This is a genomic window from Streptomyces sp. NPDC050448, assembly GCF_040655295.1.
Classification (GTDB): Bacteria; Actinomycetota; Actinomycetes; order Streptomycetales; family Streptomycetaceae; genus Streptomyces.
The window spans coordinates 1-16,010 of the sequence record NZ_JBFAJR010000044.1; the positions used below are offsets into that span (position 1 = coordinate 1).

At 74.4% G+C, this 16,010-nt stretch carries 13 protein-coding genes; 7 read left to right on the forward strand and 6 right to left on the reverse strand.

From position 1 onward, the window contains the following. The 5 genes from AB0I68_RS33960 to AB0I68_RS33980 all read left to right on the forward strand — a co-directional run. A partial coding sequence (locus tag AB0I68_RS33960; RefSeq protein ID WP_363181237.1) for an FUSC family protein occupies positions 1-1,664 on the forward strand: 1,664 nt, incomplete at its 5' end. Between the two features lie 130 nt (positions 1,665-1,794). Then, positions 1,795-2,487 carry a class I SAM-dependent methyltransferase gene (locus AB0I68_RS33965; RefSeq protein ID WP_363181238.1) on the forward strand — a complete coding sequence of 231 codons (693 nt, stop codon included), beginning with the start codon at positions 1,795-1,797 and terminating at the stop codon, positions 2,485-2,487. 279 nt (positions 2,488-2,766) lie between these two features. Further along, the gene (locus AB0I68_RS33970) at positions 2,767-4,260 is read left to right on the forward strand and encodes an FUSC family protein (RefSeq protein WP_363181292.1); all 1,494 of its coding nucleotides are present in this window, start codon (positions 2,767-2,769) and stop codon (positions 4,258-4,260) included. 388 nt (positions 4,261-4,648) lie between these two features. Next, positions 4,649-5,785 carry a nitric oxide synthase oxygenase gene (locus AB0I68_RS33975; RefSeq protein ID WP_363181239.1) on the forward strand — a complete coding sequence of 379 codons (1,137 nt, stop codon included), beginning with the start codon at positions 4,649-4,651 and terminating at the stop codon, positions 5,783-5,785. A 59-nt stretch (positions 5,786-5,844) separates the two neighbouring features. Further along, positions 5,845-6,921 (forward strand): lactonase family protein, encoded by a 1,077-nt coding sequence (locus AB0I68_RS33980; protein WP_363181240.1) that lies wholly within the window; start codon positions 5,845-5,847, stop codon positions 6,919-6,921. Between the two features lie 100 nt (positions 6,922-7,021). On the opposite strand, the gene AB0I68_RS33985 is transcribed toward AB0I68_RS33980, so the two are convergent. The 3 genes from AB0I68_RS33985 to AB0I68_RS33995 form a co-directional block, all read right to left on the reverse strand. Beyond that, positions 7,022-7,942, reverse strand: coding sequence for a hypothetical protein (locus AB0I68_RS33985; RefSeq protein WP_363181241.1), 921 nt, complete (start codon positions 7,940-7,942; stop codon positions 7,022-7,024). Positions 7,943-8,051: 109 nt separating this feature from the next. Next, entirely contained in the window at positions 8,052-8,738 is a 687-nt protein-coding gene (locus tag AB0I68_RS33990; protein WP_119096650.1) for a uracil-DNA glycosylase, read from the reverse strand. Positions 8,739-8,761: 23 nt separating this feature from the next. Further along, on the reverse strand, positions 8,762-9,853 hold the full coding sequence (locus tag AB0I68_RS33995) for an exo-alpha-sialidase (RefSeq protein WP_363181242.1): 1,092 nt from the start codon (positions 9,851-9,853) through the stop codon (positions 8,762-8,764). Between the two features lie 216 nt (positions 9,854-10,069). Here AB0I68_RS33995 and AB0I68_RS34000 point away from each other — a divergent pair, with 216 nt between their 5' ends. Beyond that, positions 10,070-11,422 carry a wax ester/triacylglycerol synthase family O-acyltransferase gene (locus AB0I68_RS34000; protein ID WP_363181293.1) on the forward strand — a complete coding sequence of 451 codons (1,353 nt, stop codon included), beginning with the start codon at positions 10,070-10,072 and terminating at the stop codon, positions 11,420-11,422. A gap of 306 nt (positions 11,423-11,728) precedes the next feature. On the opposite strand, the gene AB0I68_RS34005 is transcribed toward AB0I68_RS34000, so the two are convergent. Both AB0I68_RS34005 and AB0I68_RS34010 read right to left on the reverse strand, forming a co-directional pair. After that, positions 11,729-13,084, reverse strand: a complete 1,356-nt coding sequence (locus AB0I68_RS34005) for an FAD-dependent oxidoreductase (RefSeq protein ID WP_363181243.1) — start codon at positions 13,082-13,084, stop codon at positions 11,729-11,731. A gap of 52 nt (positions 13,085-13,136) precedes the next feature. Next, positions 13,137-13,790, reverse strand: coding sequence for a DUF305 domain-containing protein (locus tag AB0I68_RS34010; RefSeq protein ID WP_363181244.1), 654 nt, complete (start codon positions 13,788-13,790; stop codon positions 13,137-13,139). A 78-nt stretch (positions 13,791-13,868) separates the two neighbouring features. On the opposite strand from AB0I68_RS34010, the gene AB0I68_RS34015 reads away from it, so the two are divergent. Next, positions 13,869-15,356: a hypothetical protein gene (locus tag AB0I68_RS34015; RefSeq protein ID WP_363181245.1), complete on the forward strand. Its 1,488-nt coding sequence runs from the start codon at positions 13,869-13,871 to the stop codon at positions 15,354-15,356. Between the two features lie 11 nt (positions 15,357-15,367). Here the strand turns inward: AB0I68_RS34015 and AB0I68_RS34020 are convergent, their stop codons facing one another. After that, positions 15,368-15,997, reverse strand: coding sequence for a helix-turn-helix domain-containing protein (locus tag AB0I68_RS34020; protein WP_363181246.1), 630 nt, complete (start codon positions 15,995-15,997; stop codon positions 15,368-15,370). Positions 15,998-16,010 lie beyond the last annotated feature (13 nt).

Below are 16,010 nucleotides of genomic sequence, written 5' to 3' on the forward strand. Positions count from 1 at the left end.
GGGGCGCGGCGGCCGGGTGCGCCGCCGCGGTGGCGCGGCCCCGCCTCCGGGTGGCCGCGGCGGCGGCCGAGCGGGCCCGGTCGGCCGCCGAGTCGCTGCGGTCCTCACGGGTCCCGGAGGCGGAACGGCCCGCCGGGCCCGGGGGCCGCGAGCGGGCCCTGGCCCACACCGGGCTGGCCGCCCGCACCATGCTCTCCCGGCTCCGGAACCTGCCCGGACCGCCGGCCGGGCGGCCGCCGAGGCAGGCCGGACTCGATCTTCTGGGTGCGGTCCGGGAGTCGGCAGCCGGGACCGCCACGCTGCTGCGCGACGGGCGACCGCCCGCGGCGGACTCGGCGGAACTGCGCCGCCTGCGGGACCGCAACGCCGGCAACCCGGCCGATCTGCCCGAGTCCCGGCGCCGGCAGGCCGCGCTGCTGGAGGTCGCGGACGCCGCACTGGTGCTCCGTACGGCGGCGGACATCTCCGTGGAGGGGCGCGCGGCGCACCGGGACGCGGACCCGGCGGACCGGTTCTGGTACGTCCGGCAGAGCCCGGTCCGGCTGTGGTGGCACCGGCTCGCCGCGCACACCGGGCCGCGATCCGTGTACTTCCAGAACGCCGTACGGATCGCGCTGGCCCTCGCCGTAGCCCGGACCGTGGCCGGGATCGACTCCCTCCCGCACGGCTTCTGGGCGATGCTCGCGGTCCTCAGCCTCACCCGGACCACCGCCGTGCAGACCCGGAGCACCGTGCGCAGCGCGCTGATCGGTACCTGCCTGGGCGCGCTCGCCGCCGGCACGGTGCTCGCGCTGGCCGGCGGGGAGAGCACCGTGTACGCGATCGTGCTCCCGCCGTTGATGCTGTTCACCTTCTGCGTCGGGCCCGTACGGGGCGTGGGCTGGGCGCAGGCCCTGTTCACGCTGGTCGTCGCCGTCGTCTTCGCCCAGCTGTCCCGCGTGACCTGGCAGCTGGCCGAGGTCCGCTTCTTGGACGTGCTGATCGGCAGCGCGATCGGGCTCGTGTGCGGGGTGCTGGCCTGGCCGCGCGGGGCCCAGGACGAACTGGGCCGGGCCGTGGCCGGGCTGCTGCGTGCCTGTGCCGACGACGTCGAGTCGACGACCGCCGCCGTCGCGGCGCCCCGGGAGCTCGCGCAGTCGCCCGGGACGCAGGAGCACCAGGTCCGGATCACGCTGACGATGGCCGAGTCGGCGTACGCCCAGTACCAGAGCGAGACGCAGCGGCCGGCCGGGCCGGGACGCGACTGGCAGGCCACCGTGATGACGGGGCACCACGTGCTGTGGGGCGCCGGCCGGGTCATGGGCAGCGCGGACGGGACACCGCCCGGCCCGGGCGAGACGGCGGAGCTCCGGGAGTACGCGGCCCGCGTGGCGGCCGGACTGCGCCGGGCGGCCGCAGGGACCGACGTCCCGCACAACGCCCGCCGCGCCGGGACAGGTCCGCCGGGCGCACCGGGCATACCCGGCGCACCGCGCGCGCCCGGCACATCGGGCGGCCCCGAGGCCCCCGGCCCCGGTGCGCCGCACCGGGCCGGGCCCGCCGACGTGGCGCCCCCCGGCGCCCGGCCCGTGTACTTCACCGCGACGGCCTGGCTCGACGCACTGACGGCTGACCTCGAGCTCATCGAGCCCAGCCACGCCGCCGCAGGCGACGGCCGGGGATGATCTCCGGGACGGCGCGCAGCGGCAGCGGCCCGGCCCGCCGTTTCCCGGGCGCCCGCGCGGGCAGAACCTCCACGGCGTCCGGGACGGGCCGGGCGGCACGGAGCAGCGCGAACCGAGGTGGGGGGCGCCGATGAGTGGCGGCAAGTCCGCGGCGGACGTGTTCGACGAGGTCGGCGCACGGTACGAGAAGGTGTTCGGGCGGGTGCCCGGGCAACTCGCCGCACTGGACTGGCTCACCGGCCGGCTCGCCCCCGGCGCCCGCGTGCTGGACGTGGGCAGCGGTACGGGCCGTCCGACCGCCGAGGCGCTCGCGCGGGCGGGCTGCGCGGTGACCGGCATCGACGTCTCGGCGCACATGGTCGACCTCGCGCGCTCCAGGGTGCCGCGGGCCCGGTTCGAGCAGGCCGACGTCCGGACGTACGCGGCCGCGGAGGGCGGCTTCGACGCGGTGTGCTCCTTCTTCCCGCTGCTGGTGATGTCCCAGCAGGAGGTGGCGGCGGCACTGGAGCGGATGGCTTCGTGGGTGGCGCCCGGCGGGTACTTCGTGATGGCCACCGTGCCGGGCGACATCAGCGATCTCGACATCGTGTGGATGGGGCACGAGGTCACTGTCAGCAGCCTGTCCACGGCGGAGCACCTGCGGCTGCTGGGCGCTGCCGGGCTGGAGGTACTGGAGCACCACACCGCGCTGTTCCGGCCCGAGACGGGGGCCGGCGGCGGTGCCGCGGCCGGCGTCGCCGTGGAGCCCGAGGAGCACCTCTTCTGCTACGCCCGTCGCCCGGGCCTGACCTTCGATCCGCCGTCGGCGGGCCGACCGCGGTGACCCGCGGACCGCTGGTCCGTTGGCTGCGGGTGGCCGATGCGCACGCCCCCGCACTGGGCCATTGGCCCAGTGATGCGGTGCCGGGTTGAGCCAGTAGGCCTTCGGATGCTTATCTGTGTCGTATCCATGTACTTTCGGCGCCGCGCAGCGCCGGGCGGCAACGAGGCCGGTCCGGAGCGCGGTGCCTTCGTCGTGCCCGCCTGCCGCCCACCACCCCCGGGCGGCCGCCGGGCCGGCGCGCACCATCGCGAGGGGGGGCGGCACACCGCCGTGAAGAGGATGTTCGTGGCTCCGGATCCGGGGCGCCTGAGACTGAGGAACTCGCTGCGGGCCGCGCTCGGCGTCGGGCTCGCCGTCGCGGTGGCCGAGCTGTGCGGCCTCTCCCTCACCGCCTCCATCACCGGGGGACTGGCGGCCCTGCTGACCCTGTTCACCGTGGTCGACCCGACCGTGCGGGCCCAGCGCGTGACCAGCGCGCTGCTGCCCGTCTCCGGTTTCCCCGTCCTCGCGCTGGCCACCGCACTGCACGGCATACCGCTCGCCCGGGACGCCGCCTGGCTCGCCGTCGTGTTCGCAGGGGTCTACGCCCGCCGCTGGGGGCCGCGCGGGCACGCCCTCGGGATCTTCGGCTTCATGATGTTCTTCGTCACCCAGTTCCTGCACGCCGTACCCGGCCAGCTGCCCGAGCTGTACGCCGCCGTCGGGCTGGCCCTGCTCTCCGCCGGAGCCGTGCGGTTCCTCCTGTGGCCCATCGAGCGGCGCACCCCGCCGCCCGCCGCCCCGCCCGGCCTGCCCGGAACCGGTCTGGCCCGGCCGACCACGCGGCAGGCCTTCCAGGCCACCGCCGCCTGTGCCTTCGCGCTCGGCATCGGCCAGGTGCTCTCCGACGACCGCTGGTACTGGGCCGTCGGCACCGCCTGGTGGATCTTCGTCAACACCGCCTCCCGGGGCGAGACCCTCGTCCGCGGGTTCCGCCGGGTCCTCGGCACGGTCGTCGGCATCGCCGCCGGGCTGCTGATCGCCGTACCGCTGCACGGCGCGCCCGCGCCCACCGCCGCACTCGTCGCCGTATGCGTCTTCGGGATCTTCTACACCGCGGCGCCCTCGTACTCCTGGATGATGTTCTTCGTCACCGTCATGGCCGGGCTGCTCTACGGGCTCCTCGGCGTGCTGCACCCCGGCCTGCTGCTCCTGCGCTTCCAGGAGACGGCCATCGGCGCGCTGGGCGCCGCCCTCGCCGTGGTGCTCGTCCTGCCGGTGACCACGCACGCCGCCAACGACGCCTGGATCCAGCGCGCCCTGCACTGCGTACGGGCCTCCACCGCGGCCTCCCTCGACCGCCTCGCCGGGGACCCCGACGCCGATCCCGCCCCGCACGCGGCCGAACTCGAACTGCTGCTGGGCCGCGTACGGATGGCCCTCGCGCCCCTCGTCCACCCGCTGAGCCCGCTGCGCGCCCGCAAGGCCCGGGCCCGGCAGGTCCTCGGGCTGCTCGACGACTGCGCCCGGGAGGTGCGCGGGCTGGTGGCCGTCGCCGCCGATCCGCAGGCCTCGCACGACGCCCGACTGGCCGCGGCGTGCTGGCGGGTGGAGGCGGCCGTCGAGGCGCTGACCGCCCCGCAGGCCTCGGCGGAACTCGCCGTTCCCACCCACCCCCGGCCCGCCGCCGCGGAACCGGCCCTCGCGCACCTGCACGGCCTGGAGCACGCTCTCGTGGCCCTCCACGCCCCGCTGCGCACCGACCCGCGCGCGCCCCTCGTCATCAGCGCCTGATCCGGGCCGGACGGCGGGCCGGCAGGCAGGGCCGGGCCGCCGGCCGGGCCCCTGGACATCACGCACCGGACGGCCCGCCCCGGGGATGCGGCGCCGCCCGCTGCCGGCTGGAGGCCGGCACGGTCAACGCTCCGGCCGCCTGCGAGCAGGCGCTGTCCACCCCCTGCCCTGCTCGTGATTTCCGAGGTCAGGGCCCTGATGACGGCGAACCCTACGCCCTGTCAGCCCCGCTCCGCAGGGCGATGGCCCGAAGATCACTCGGTGGAGTGTTCCGGACGCGCGTGCCATACGCCTCTGACCTGCGGCATGTACAACGGGTGATTGTTGATTGCACATGCATCCGGCACGTACAGGGTGGATCTGGTCGGACAGGGGGTAACCGCCCGGGATGGAAATACTTCAACAGCGCTCGACCACGGCCCAAGTGTGGGAAGCGGCCGAGGAGTTCATCCGACTCTTCCACCGGGAGAACCCACAGGCCGGTGATCCGCGGGCCCGGCTCGCCGCCGTGCGGACCGAGCTCGCGGAGACCGGAAGCTACCGGCACACCCCGCAGGAGCTCGTCCACGGGGCCCGCGTCGCCTGGCGCAACAGTAACCGCTGTATAGGCAGGCTGTACTGGAACTCGCTGCGGGTGCGTGACCGCCGCGAACTCACCGATGCCGACGACATCGCCGAGGAGTGCTTCGAGCACCTGCGCGACGCGACCAACGGCGGCCGGGTCAGACCCACCATCACCGTCTTCGCCCCGGACACCCCGGACCGCCCCGGTCCGCTGATCTGGAGCGAGCAGCTCGTCCGGTACGCCGGTTACGGCGACCACCACTCCGTCACCGTCGGCGATGCCCGCAACGCGCCGCTCACCAGTGCACTGCTGAACCTCGGCTGGGCCGGGGGCGCGGGCACCCCCTTCGACCTGCTGCCGCTGGTGGTCCAGGGCGTCGACGACAAGCCCCGCTGGTTCGACACCCCCGCGGACGCCGTGCTGGAGGTCCCGATCGAGCACCCCGACGACGCGGGCTGGGCGGACTGGGGGCTGCGCTGGCACGCCGTACCCGCCATCTCCAACATGTGCCTCGAGATCGGCGGCATCCACTACCCGGCCGCGCCCTTCAACGGCTGGTACATGGGCACCGAGATCGGCGCCCGCAACCTCGCGGACACCGACCGGTACAACCTTCTCCCCGCCGTCGCCCGGCGACTGGGCCTCGACACCTCCAGCGACCGCTCGCTGTGGAAGGACCGCGCGCTCGTCGAGCTCAACCGGGCCGTGCTGCACTCCTTCGACCGGGCCGGGGCCACCATCGCGGACCACCACACCGAGTCCCGGCGCTTCCTCAGCCACATAGAGCGGGAGGAGCGCAAGGGGCGCGACGTGGGCGCCGACTGGTCCTGGATCGTGCCACCGATCTCGGGCTCCGCGACCCCGGTCTTCCACCGCACGTACGACGACCGGCCGAGCTCGACGGCGTACGTGCACCACCCCGGCGCGCAGGAACGTTCCCGAGGACGGGATCTGGTCTAGACCTTCTGTTACCGTCGGCTCCGCACGGATCGGTCCGGAACGGTGGAGAGGGGCATCCTGTGGGCGGCGCGGACGGTACGGACGGCAGGGGTCGGGGCGGCGGACCCCGGGTCCACATCGGCTCGTTCACCTCGGGAGGCGGCCGCGGCATCACCACCGCGGCCGCGAACCCGGCGACCGGTGCGCTGACGCTCCTGTCCGCCACCGACGCGGTCGCGGACCCCTCCTACCTCGCCCTCGACCGGGACACCGGAGTGCTCTACGCGGTGAGCGAGACCGAGCAGGGTGCGGCCGCCGCCTTCCGGCCCACCCGCGAGGGGCTCGCCGCCCTCGGCCCCGCCGTCCGCGTCGGCGGCTCCGGACCGACCCACCTCAGCGTGGCCGGGCGCCGGCTGCTGACCGCCAACTACACCTCCGGCAGCGTCAGCAGCCTCCCGCTCGCCGCGGACGGCACCTTCTCCGGGCCCGCCTCGGTCCTCACCCACCGGGGCTCCGGCCCCGACGCGAGCCGCCAGGAGCGGCCGCACGCCCACCAGGTGCTGCCCGATCCGAGCGGCCGCTGGGTGCTCAGCGTGGACCTCGGTACCGATTCGGTCCGGGTCTGCGCGCCGGACCCGGCCACCGGGGCGCTGCGCCTGCACGGCGAGACCGCGCTCCGCGCCGGGACGGGCCCGCGCCACCTCGCCTTCCACCCGGACGGCGAGGTGGTCTACGTCCTGCACGAGCTGGAGCCGCAGTTGACCGTCTGCCGCTGGAATCCGGGCTCCGGGCAACTGGAACCGGTCGACGAGGTTCCGGTCGCCTCCACGGGTGCTCCAGGGGCCGTACGGGCCTACCCCTCGGCCGTGGTGGCCTCACCCGACGGCCGCTTCGTGTGGGCTGCCGTGCGCGGCGCCGACACCATCACCACCCTCTCGCTCGCCGGCGGGGCCGAGAATCCGCGGCTCACGGGCAGCGTGGACTGCGGCGGCAGCTGGCCACGGGATCTCGCCGCCGATCCCTCGGGGCGCCGGCTGTACGCGGCCAACGAGCGTTCCGGGGACGTCACCTGGTTCGACGTCGACCCGCTGACCGGTCAGCCGCGCCGGGCCGGGTCGGTGGCGGTTCCGGCCGCCGCCTGCGTGGTCTTCGGCTGACGTGACCGCAGGTGCGCCGCGTCGGCGCACGGACGAGGGCCCGCGCTCCCGGGGAAGAATCCCGGGGCGCGGGCCCTCGTACAAGCGGTCCTGGGGAGGATCAGTGGGCAGCGGCGCCCTGGGTGATGCCGAGCGCCGCGGAGTACTGGGTGACGACGAGCTTGCCGAGGGCCGAGTAGGCGCCGAGCACCTCGGCGGCCGCGCAGTCGGCCTCCTTGCACGCCGTGTCCAGCAGCCCCTCGGCGGCCTCCGGGCCGATCAGGTAGGGAGCCAGCGCGAGCTGCGTGGAGCCCTCGCTGCGCAGCTGCTCGGCGACCGCGGCCACCGAGCCCTCCTGGTCGAGCGCGGCGGCCTTGACGGGCACCGCGAGGCGCGCGGCCAGCAGCATGCCGGTGACCCCGGCGACCTGGACGGCCTCCGTGCCGCCGGTGGTGGCCACGATGATGCCGTCGGCGGCGGTGGTGACGGTGAACAGCCGGGCGCGGTCGGCGCGGGCCAGGCCCGCCTCGGAGAGCCGTACGTGCAGGCCCTCGGCGAGCAGCGGGTGCGGGCCGAGCACCTCGGCCAGCTCGGCGGCGGCCGAGGAGTCCATGACGGCCTGGCGCATCCGGCGCAGCAGGTCGGCGTCGGGGCCGGCCAGCAGCGGGACGACCACGGCGTCCGGGCCGGTCGGCGCGGATACCTCGTGGCCGGCGGCGCGGGCGAACTCCGCGCGCGCGATGCGCTCGGCCCCGACCGCGGTCAGTACGCCGGAGAGGGCCGGGAACTCGGAGCCCTCGGCGTCATCACCCTCGAGGAAGCCGATGCGGGCGTCCAGGCCCGGCAGCTCGGAGCGGCCGATGCTGATGATCTCTTCCGCGAGCCCCCGCGAGGCGGCCGAAGGGGCACCGGGCACGGCGAGCACCAGCGCGGGCGCGCCCTCGGGCGCCACCGCGGGCTCGGGGCGGCGGTGCCGTCCGGCAGGGCGGGGTCGCGGCATTCGTACGGGCAGGCCATTTGCGGGCCCAGTGGGGGAGCTCATGGCGCCGCATGCTACTGGTTTATCGGAACGGAGTGTTCGGGCAGGGCCTTAACGGGCGGCTTCTGTCCGTATTTATCCGTTGAATGTCGTATACCGTTCAACGGAATGGTCAACCGGCGGCCGGAAGCCGCCAGTCCACCGGCTGTGCTCCCTGGCGGACCAGCAGGTCGTTGGTCCTGCTGAACGGCCTGGAGCCGAAGAAGCCGTTGGCGGCGGACATGGGGGAGGGGTGGACGGACTCCACGGCCGGCAACTCGCCCAGCAGCGGGCGCAGATTGCGGGCGTCCCGGCCCCACAGCACCGAGACGAGCGGCTTCCCGCGCGCGGCCAGCGCCCGGATGGCCTGCTCGGTGACGGCCTCCCAGCCCTTGCCCCGGTGGCCCCCGGTCTTGCGCGGGGCGGTGGTCAGCGCGCGGTTCAGCAGCAGCACCCCCTGCCGGGTCCACGGGGTCAGGTCCCCGTTCGCCGGCCGGGGCACCCCGAGGTCCGCATACAGTTCGCGGAAGATGTTGTCCAGGCTGGGCGGCCACGGACTGACGTCGGGCGCCACCGAGAAGGACAGGCCCATCGCGTGCCCCGGCGTGGGATACGGGTCCTGGCCGACGATCAGCACCTTCACCTCGTCGAAGGGCTGCTGGAAAGCGCGCAGCACGTTCGCCCCGGCCGGCAGGTACGTTCTCCCCGCGGCGATCTCGGCGCGCAGGAAGTCGCCCATCGCGGCGATCTGTGCCGCCACCGGCTCCAGAGCCCGGGCCCAGCCCGGCTCGACGATCTCGTTCAACGGTCGTGCTGCCACGGTGAGTCACTCTACTGGCCCATTCAGTGAGCCAGTACCGCCGCCCGTACGCACAGGACGTCCGGCAGGTGCTCGACGAGCAGCTGCCAGCTGTCCCCGTCGTCGTGGCTGGCGTACAACTCGCCGTTGCGGTTGCCGAAGTAGACCCCCGCGGGGTCCGCGTCGTCCGTGCACAGGGCGTCCCGCAGCACCGTCCCGTAGTGGTCCCCGGCCGGCAGTCCACGGGTGAGCGGCTCCCAGGTGGCGCCCGCGTCCTGCGTACGGAACACCCGGCACCGGTGCTCCGCCGGGACCCGGTCGGAGTCGGCGTTGAGCGGGAAGACGTACGCGGTGTCCGGCCGGTGCGGGTGCGCGGCCACCGCGAAGCCGAAGTCGGAGGGCAGGCCGGCGCCGATGTCCGTCCACCGGGCACCGGCGTCGTCGCTGCGGTACACACCCCAGTGGTTCTGCAGGTACAGCCGCTTCCGGTTCCCGGCGTCCTGGGCGATCTTGTGCACGCACTGGCCGAACTCCGGATGCGGATCCGGCAGGAACACGGCCGAGACCCCCTCGTTGGACGGAGCCCAGCCGGCGCCCCCGTCCAGGGTCCGGAACACTCCGGCGGTGGAGACCGCCACCGTCACCGCGTCGGGGTCGGCCGGGTCCGTCAGCACCGTGTGCAGGCCCTCACCGCCGCCGCCCGGCACCCAGCTCCCCCGGCTCGGGTGCTCCCACAGCGGGCGGACCAGCTCGAAGGACTCCCCGCGGTCCGTCGAGCGGAACAGGGCGGCCGGCTCCGTCCCCGCGTACACCACGTCCGGCGCCTCCGGGCCGGCCGGATGCAGCTGCCAGACCCGCTCCAGCGAGGCGCCGGTGTCCTTCGGGAACTTCACGGCGGGCTCCGCGGGCTCCTGCCAGCTCGCCCCCAGGTCGTCGGAGCTGAACACGGACGGCCCCCAGTGCGAGCTGTCCCCGCCGACGAGCAGCCGGGGTACCGGTCCCCGCCGGTCTACCGCGACGGCGTAGACGGCCTGGGCGTTGAAATGGGGCCCGTCGAGCTCCCACGGGCCGCCGGCCCGCCTGCGGCCGATGAAGAGCCCCTTGCGGGTCCCTGCGAGCAGGAGCACCTCTGACATGGTCGACACCTCCGGACTTCGCCGTCCCGATCGTCGTGCTGTGCATCTTTCCAGCCAGTCTGCACCCTCCCACCGACAGCGGCCGGGCAGCCACCCCGCTGCGCTGACCAGCCGGTCGCCATCGATCAACAGGCGTATCCAAAGGGTGGCTACTTGATCGTAGGAGGCCGAAAGGGGTTGACTTCCACCTCTGCCACCGCACGCGAGAGGCAATACGTGCCCACCGAGCACCTGTCACCGCTCGACCTCGCCTTCTGGCGGATCGAATCCGCCGCCCACCCCATGCACCTCGGCGCGCTCGCGGTCTTCGAAGCCGCCCCGCGGGAACCCGGCCCCGGCCCCGGCCCCGGCCCCGGCGACTGCGACGCCGCGGTCCGCGCCGCCGCGCTGCTCACCGCCCGCTGCGCCGCAGTCCCCGGCCTGCGCCGCCGCATCCACGATGTGCTGCTGCCGGTCGGCGCGGCCGCCTGGTCGTCCGACGCGGACTTCGATCCGGCCCGGCACGTGTTCCTCGTCCGCACCGACGACCTGCAGGCCGCCGCCGGGCCCCTGATGGCGCGGCCGCTGGACCGGAGCCGGCCGCCCTGGGAGGCGCACGTCCTGGCCGGGCCCGATCCCGGCTCCTTCGCGGTCCTCTTCAAGTTCCACCACGCCCTCGCCGACGGGCTCGGGGCCCTCGCGCTGGCGGCGATGCTCTTCGACGAGGGCCCGCCCCTGCGGGGTCCCGCGCGGCCGGTCCCCGCACCGCAGCCCGGCGGCTCCGTCCTGCGCAGCCTTCCCGGGATCCTGGCCGCCCGGGTCCAGGACGTCGGCCAGGCCCTGGAGATCGGCGCGTCCGTCGCCCGCGCCGGACTGCCCCTCGGCGTCCCGGCGGCCCTGACGGCCGTCGCGGCGCGGACCGGCACCCGCGCGGTCGCCGGCCTCGCGCTCGACCTCGACGACGTCAACCGCATCCGCAAGGTTGCCGGAGGCACCGTCAACGACGTGCTGATCGCCCTGGTCGCGGGCGCCCTGCGGCGCTGGCTGGTGGACCGCGGCGACCCGGAGCCGGAGGGTCCCGGGCCGCGCGCGCTGATACCGGTATCCCGCCGCCGGCCGGGCGGCGCGCAGTACGGCAACCGGCTCTCCGGCTACCTGCTCCGGCTGCCGCTCGCCGAGCCGGACCCGGTGCTGCGCCTGCACCGGGTGCGGACCGGCATGGACCGCAACAAGGAGGCCGGACCCGCCCGCGGGGCCGGTGCCGTGGCCCTGCTCGCCGACCACGTCCACCCGCTCGGCCACCGGCTCGGCGGCCCGCTGGTCGCCCAGGCGGCCCGGCTGCTCTTCGACATCCTGGTCACCAGCGTCCCCCTGCCCGGCTTCACCTTCTCCCTCGGCGGCAGCCGGGTCCGGGAGGTCTATCCGCTCGCCCCGCTCGCCCGCGGCCACTCGCTCGCGGTCGCGGTCTCCACGTACAAGGGCACGGTCCACTACGGCCTGGTCGCCGATGCGGCGGCGGTGCCGGACCTGGCGGCCCTCGCGGAGGCGCTGCGCGCCGAACTCGACGTGCTGGTACGCGAGGTCTCGTAGGAGGAAGGCATGCGTACGACGAGTCGCGCACGCCGCCGATCGGCGGCGTGTCCGGCTGCTGCGCGACCCGAACCGGGGCCGCCGCGCGGGCGCCGGACCGGCAGCCGGGGTCCGGGTGCCGAGGTCCGGGTACCCACCCCGTACCACCGCGCCCGGCAGGGCAACTCGGCCGGGATGGTGCGGGCGGTCGGTGTACTGCGGTGTTTCCCGTACGAGACCGGAGCGGGGCGTGGCGCGCCGGGCGGAGCAGGCACCGGCACCGGTCTCGGCTCCGGCCCCGGCACCCTCCTCGGCACCGGACCCGGCTCAGGCGCCCGCCGCGCCCAGCAGGCCCGTCCAGTCCGGGATCTTCACCGAGCGGCGGCCCAGCGAGCGCCCGAGGTCGGCCTCCGCCGCCTCGATCGCCAGCCAGCCCGGCCACTCCACCGGGTGCAGTCCCGCCGCCCGCAGCGCGTCCAGCGGGTCGCCCGGCAGCTCCCGCCGGGCCAGCGCCCCCGCGTCCTGGAGCAGCGAGGACGCAGTCTCCTTGGCGCAGGGCCGGTTGGTGCCGATCACCCCGGTCGGGCCGCGCTTGATCCAGCCCGCGACGTACTCGCCGACCGAGGCCCGGCCCGCGCGCATCACCCGGCCCGCGGCGTGCGGGACCGTGGCCTTCACGGGGTCGAACGGCAGGCCGGGCAGCGCAACGCCCTGGTACCCCACCGAGCGCAGCACCAACTGCGCCTCGACGTCCTCGTACACGCCCGTCCCGGTGACCCCGCCCCGGCCGTCCGGGGCGGTCCGCTCGAAGCGCATCGCGGCGACCCGGCCGCCGGGGCCGCCCAGCACCTCCACCGGGCGCAGGTAGAACCGCAGGCCGATCCGGCGCTCTGCGTCGCCCGGGCCCTGCTCCGCCCAGCCGCGCAGCACCTCCAGGTTGCGCCGGGCCACTGCGGGCAGCGCGGCGGCCGCGCCCTGGTCGGCGTACGCGGGGTCGAGCGCCAACTCGGCGGGGTCCACCACGGCGGCCACGCCCGGCAGCGTGCCCAGCTCCCGCAGCTCCTTGGTGGTGAACTTGCCCTGCGAGGGACCGCGTCGGGCCACCATCGACACGGACTTCACCCCGCTGTCCGCGAGGGCGCCCAGGGCCGGCTGCGGCATGTCGGTCGGGGCCAGTTCCGGTTCGCCCCGGGCCAGCATCCGCGTCACGTCCACGGCGACGTTGCCCGCCCCGACGACCACCGCCGAGCCCACCCGGGGCAGGTCGAAAGCCTCGCCCGCGGCGTCCGGGTGCCCGCTGTACCAGGCGACGAAGGCCGTCGCGGAATGCACCCCGGCCAGCTCTTCGCCGGGGATGCCGAGCGTCCGGTCGCGGGCGGCGCCCACGCAGTACACCACCGCGTGGTAGAGCTCCAGCAGCCGTTCGGTGGACAGCTGCGGCCCGCCGACCTCGACGTTGCCGAGGAAACGGATCCGCTCGTCCTCCAGCACGGTGCGCAGGCTGCCCTGCAGCGATTTGATCTTCTCGTGGTCGGGGGCCACCCCGTAGCGCACGAGCCCGTACGGCGCGGGCAGCCGGTCCAGGACGTCGACGCGGACGCCCGGCACCTCACGCTGCTGGACCAGCGTCTGAGCGGCGTAGACCCCGCTGGGGCCCGAACCGACGACGGCGACACGAAGCACGGCGGAGCTCCTCCCGCAGGTGCTCCCAGCATGACACCGGGCCCGGCGGCCGTCAGCCCATCGCGCGCATCCGGTGGATCTCGGCGGTCTGGGTGGCCACCACCTCGTTGGCCATCTCCTCCACGGCCCCGTTGTTCCCGGCGGCCAGCGCCTCGCCCGCCATCTTCACCGCGCCCTCGTGGTGGGCGGTCATCAGGGCGAGGAAGAGCCTGTCGAAGCCGGCGCCCTTCGCCTCGGTGAGCTCCTTCAGCTGCTGCTCGGTCGCCATGCCCGGCATCGCGGCGTGGTCGTGGCCGGCCGGGGCCCCGGAGGGTGCCGGATGGCGGGCCAACCAGCTCTCCATCGCGCGGATTTCGGGCTGCTGGGCGGCCGAGATCCGCTCGGCGAGCCGCTTGACCCCCTCCGCCGAGGCCCGCGCAGGGGCCAGCGCGCTCATCGTGAGGGCCTGCCGGTGGTGTTCGACCATGTGCTGCACGTAGGCCCGGTCGGCCGCGTTGGCGCTGTCGTCGGGCTGCCGCTCGGCGGCTTCCTCGGGGGAGAGGGTACGGGCCTTCTCGCCCGGTCTGCCGGGCGCGATGACCGGCGCCCCGCCGCGCTCCGCCCCGTCGTGGCCGTCGTCGCCGCGGCAGCCGGCCAGGGCGAGCAGGAGCCCCGCGGCAACGACCGCCCCGGTGGTTCGACCGAGTAACCCCTTTGCCATGTCCATGGTAAGTAACATACTTCCGGGGTCCTGGTTCCGTTCCCACCCCGAACGGAATCGACCGGACTCCCATGGGAGGGCACAGTGACCTCGAAGCACACCACCAGAGTGCGGCGCAGGAGCCTGGGAGCGGCCGTGGCCGCGGCCGGGCTGCTCACCACGCTCTTCGCGGCCGGTCCCGCGGCCGCCACCCCCGATCCGGGGGACTTATCGCCGGGCGGCGCCCCGTCCTCGCAGGGTGCGGATCCGGCCGCGGGCCGCGAACTCGCCCCGGGCGAGATCCCCGGCCAGGACGAGATCGTGCACAGCGCCAACGTCAAGCACCTGGCCAACATCCCGAGCACCTACCCGGGCGTCATCAACTCCGACCTCGCCTTCCAGGGCACGTACGCCTACGCCGGCAACTACAACGGCTTCACGATCTACGACATCGGCAACCCCAAGGCCCCGAAGACCGTCAGCCAGGTGCTCTGCCCCGGCGGCCAGAACGACGTCTCCGTCCAGGGGGACCTGCTCTTCCTCTCCACCGACTCCTCGCGCAGCGACGACTCCTGCAACAGCGTCTCGCAGCCCGCGACGGAGAAGTCCTCGTGGGAGGGCATCAAGATCTTCGACATCAAGGACAAGAAGAACCCCAAATACATCAAGTCCGTCGAGACCAACTGCGGCTCGCACACCCACACGCTGGTGCCGGGTGAGCGCGACATCTACCTCTACGTGTCCTCGTACTCCCCGAGCGAGGCGTTCCCCGACTGCCAGCCGCCGCACGACGGCATCTCCGTGATCAAGGTTCCGAAGAAGAACCCCACGCAGGCGGCGGTCGTCGCCTTCCCCGTCCTCTTCCCGGACGGCGGCAACCCGGGCGCGCCCACCAACCCCGGCGTCACCCAGACCACCGGCTGCCACGACATCACCGTGCTGCCGTCGAAGAAGCTGGCCGCCGGCGCCTGCATGGGCGACGGGATCCTCTTCGACATCAGCAACCCCGAGCAGCCCCGGGTCATCGACCGGGTGCAGGACAACGTGAACTTCGCGTTCTGGCACTCGGCGACCTTCAACGAGAAGGCCGACAAGGTGGTGTTCACCGACGAGCTGGGCGGCGGTGGCGGCCCCACCTGCAACGAGGCCACCGGCCCGAACCGCGGTGCCGACGGCATCTACGACATCACCGGCCGCGGCGACCAGCGCAAGCTCGTCTTCCGCAGCTACTTCAAGATCCCGCGCATGCAGGCCGACACCGAGAACTGCGTGGCCCACAACGGCTCGCTGATCCCGGTCGGCGGCGGCCGCGACATCATGGTCCAGGCCTGGTACCAGGGCGGCGTCTCGGTATGGGACTTCACCGACTCCGCGCGGCCGAAGGAGATCGGCTACTTCGAGCGCGGCCCGCTCACCACCGACAAGCTCGGCCTCGGCGGGTCCTGGTCGGCGTACTACTACAACGGCCACATCTACTCGAACGACATCGTCAAGGGCCTCGACGTGCTGCGGATCGACGACTGGCGCACCGAGAGCGCGAAGTGGGTGTGGATGGACCGGCTCAACGTGCAGAGCCAGCCCGAATACCACTGACGCCGGCGGTGTCAGCCCCTTGAGGGAAACGTTCCGCCGGGCGGCCCGCCGTCCGGCGGGACACCGAGCTCCCAGTCCAGCCCGTAGCGCTGGAACAGCTCGGCCCGCAGCCGTGCCAGGGGCATCGGAGCCCCCGGCAGCAGGACCGCGACCACCGCGCCCATCAGCAGCGCCCGCAGCAGCGGGTAGTCGGTGTCCACGTCCGCCGAGCCGTACCGCGTGACCGTGTCCCGGAGCAGCTCCGCCAGCCGCTGTTGCTCCGGGCACTGCACGAAACCCTCGGCCTGCAGGATGCCCGCCATGTGCATCCGCATCAGCAGCGGCTCGTCCCGGGCGAGCCCGAGGACCGCGTCGACCGCGCGGGCGAGCCGCTCGCGGCCGTCGTCGCTGCGCGGCTCCCGCTCCAGGGCCGCGTCCAGCGTGAGGTGCATCAGCCGGTGCACCGCCGACTGCAGCAGCTGTCGCTTGCCCGGGAAGTAGTACGAGACCAGGCCGCGGGCCGTGCCCGCCCGGTCGGCGATGTCGCCGAGCGTCGTGGCCTCGTAGCCGCGCTCGGCGACGAGTTCGACCGTGGCCTGGAGCAGCCGCTCCCGGGAACGTCTGCGCAATTCTTCATTGACCGATGCGCTGCGCGGGGACATGCTTACTCCTGCG

Coding starts and splice junctions, on each gene's coding strand:
- AB0I68_RS34010 (WP_363181244.1), bottom strand. CDS start 13,790: ATGGACATGGCAAAGGGGTTACTCGGTCGAACCACCGGGGCGGTCGTT.
- AB0I68_RS33995 (WP_363181242.1), bottom strand. CDS start 9,853: ATGTCAGAGGTGCTCCTGCTCGCAGGGACCCGCAAGGGGCTCTTCATC.
- AB0I68_RS33970 (WP_363181292.1), top strand. CDS start 2,767: ATGTTCGTGGCTCCGGATCCGGGGCGCCTGAGACTGAGGAACTCGCTG.
- AB0I68_RS33965 (WP_363181238.1), top strand. CDS start 1,795: ATGAGTGGCGGCAAGTCCGCGGCGGACGTGTTCGACGAGGTCGGCGCA.
- AB0I68_RS33975 (WP_363181239.1), top strand. CDS start 4,649: ATGGAAATACTTCAACAGCGCTCGACCACGGCCCAAGTGTGGGAAGCG.
- AB0I68_RS34020 (WP_363181246.1), bottom strand. CDS start 15,997: ATGTCCCCGCGCAGCGCATCGGTCAATGAAGAATTGCGCAGACGTTCC.
- AB0I68_RS33985 (WP_363181241.1), bottom strand. CDS start 7,942: ATGAGCTCCCCCACTGGGCCCGCAAATGGCCTGCCCGTACGAATGCCG.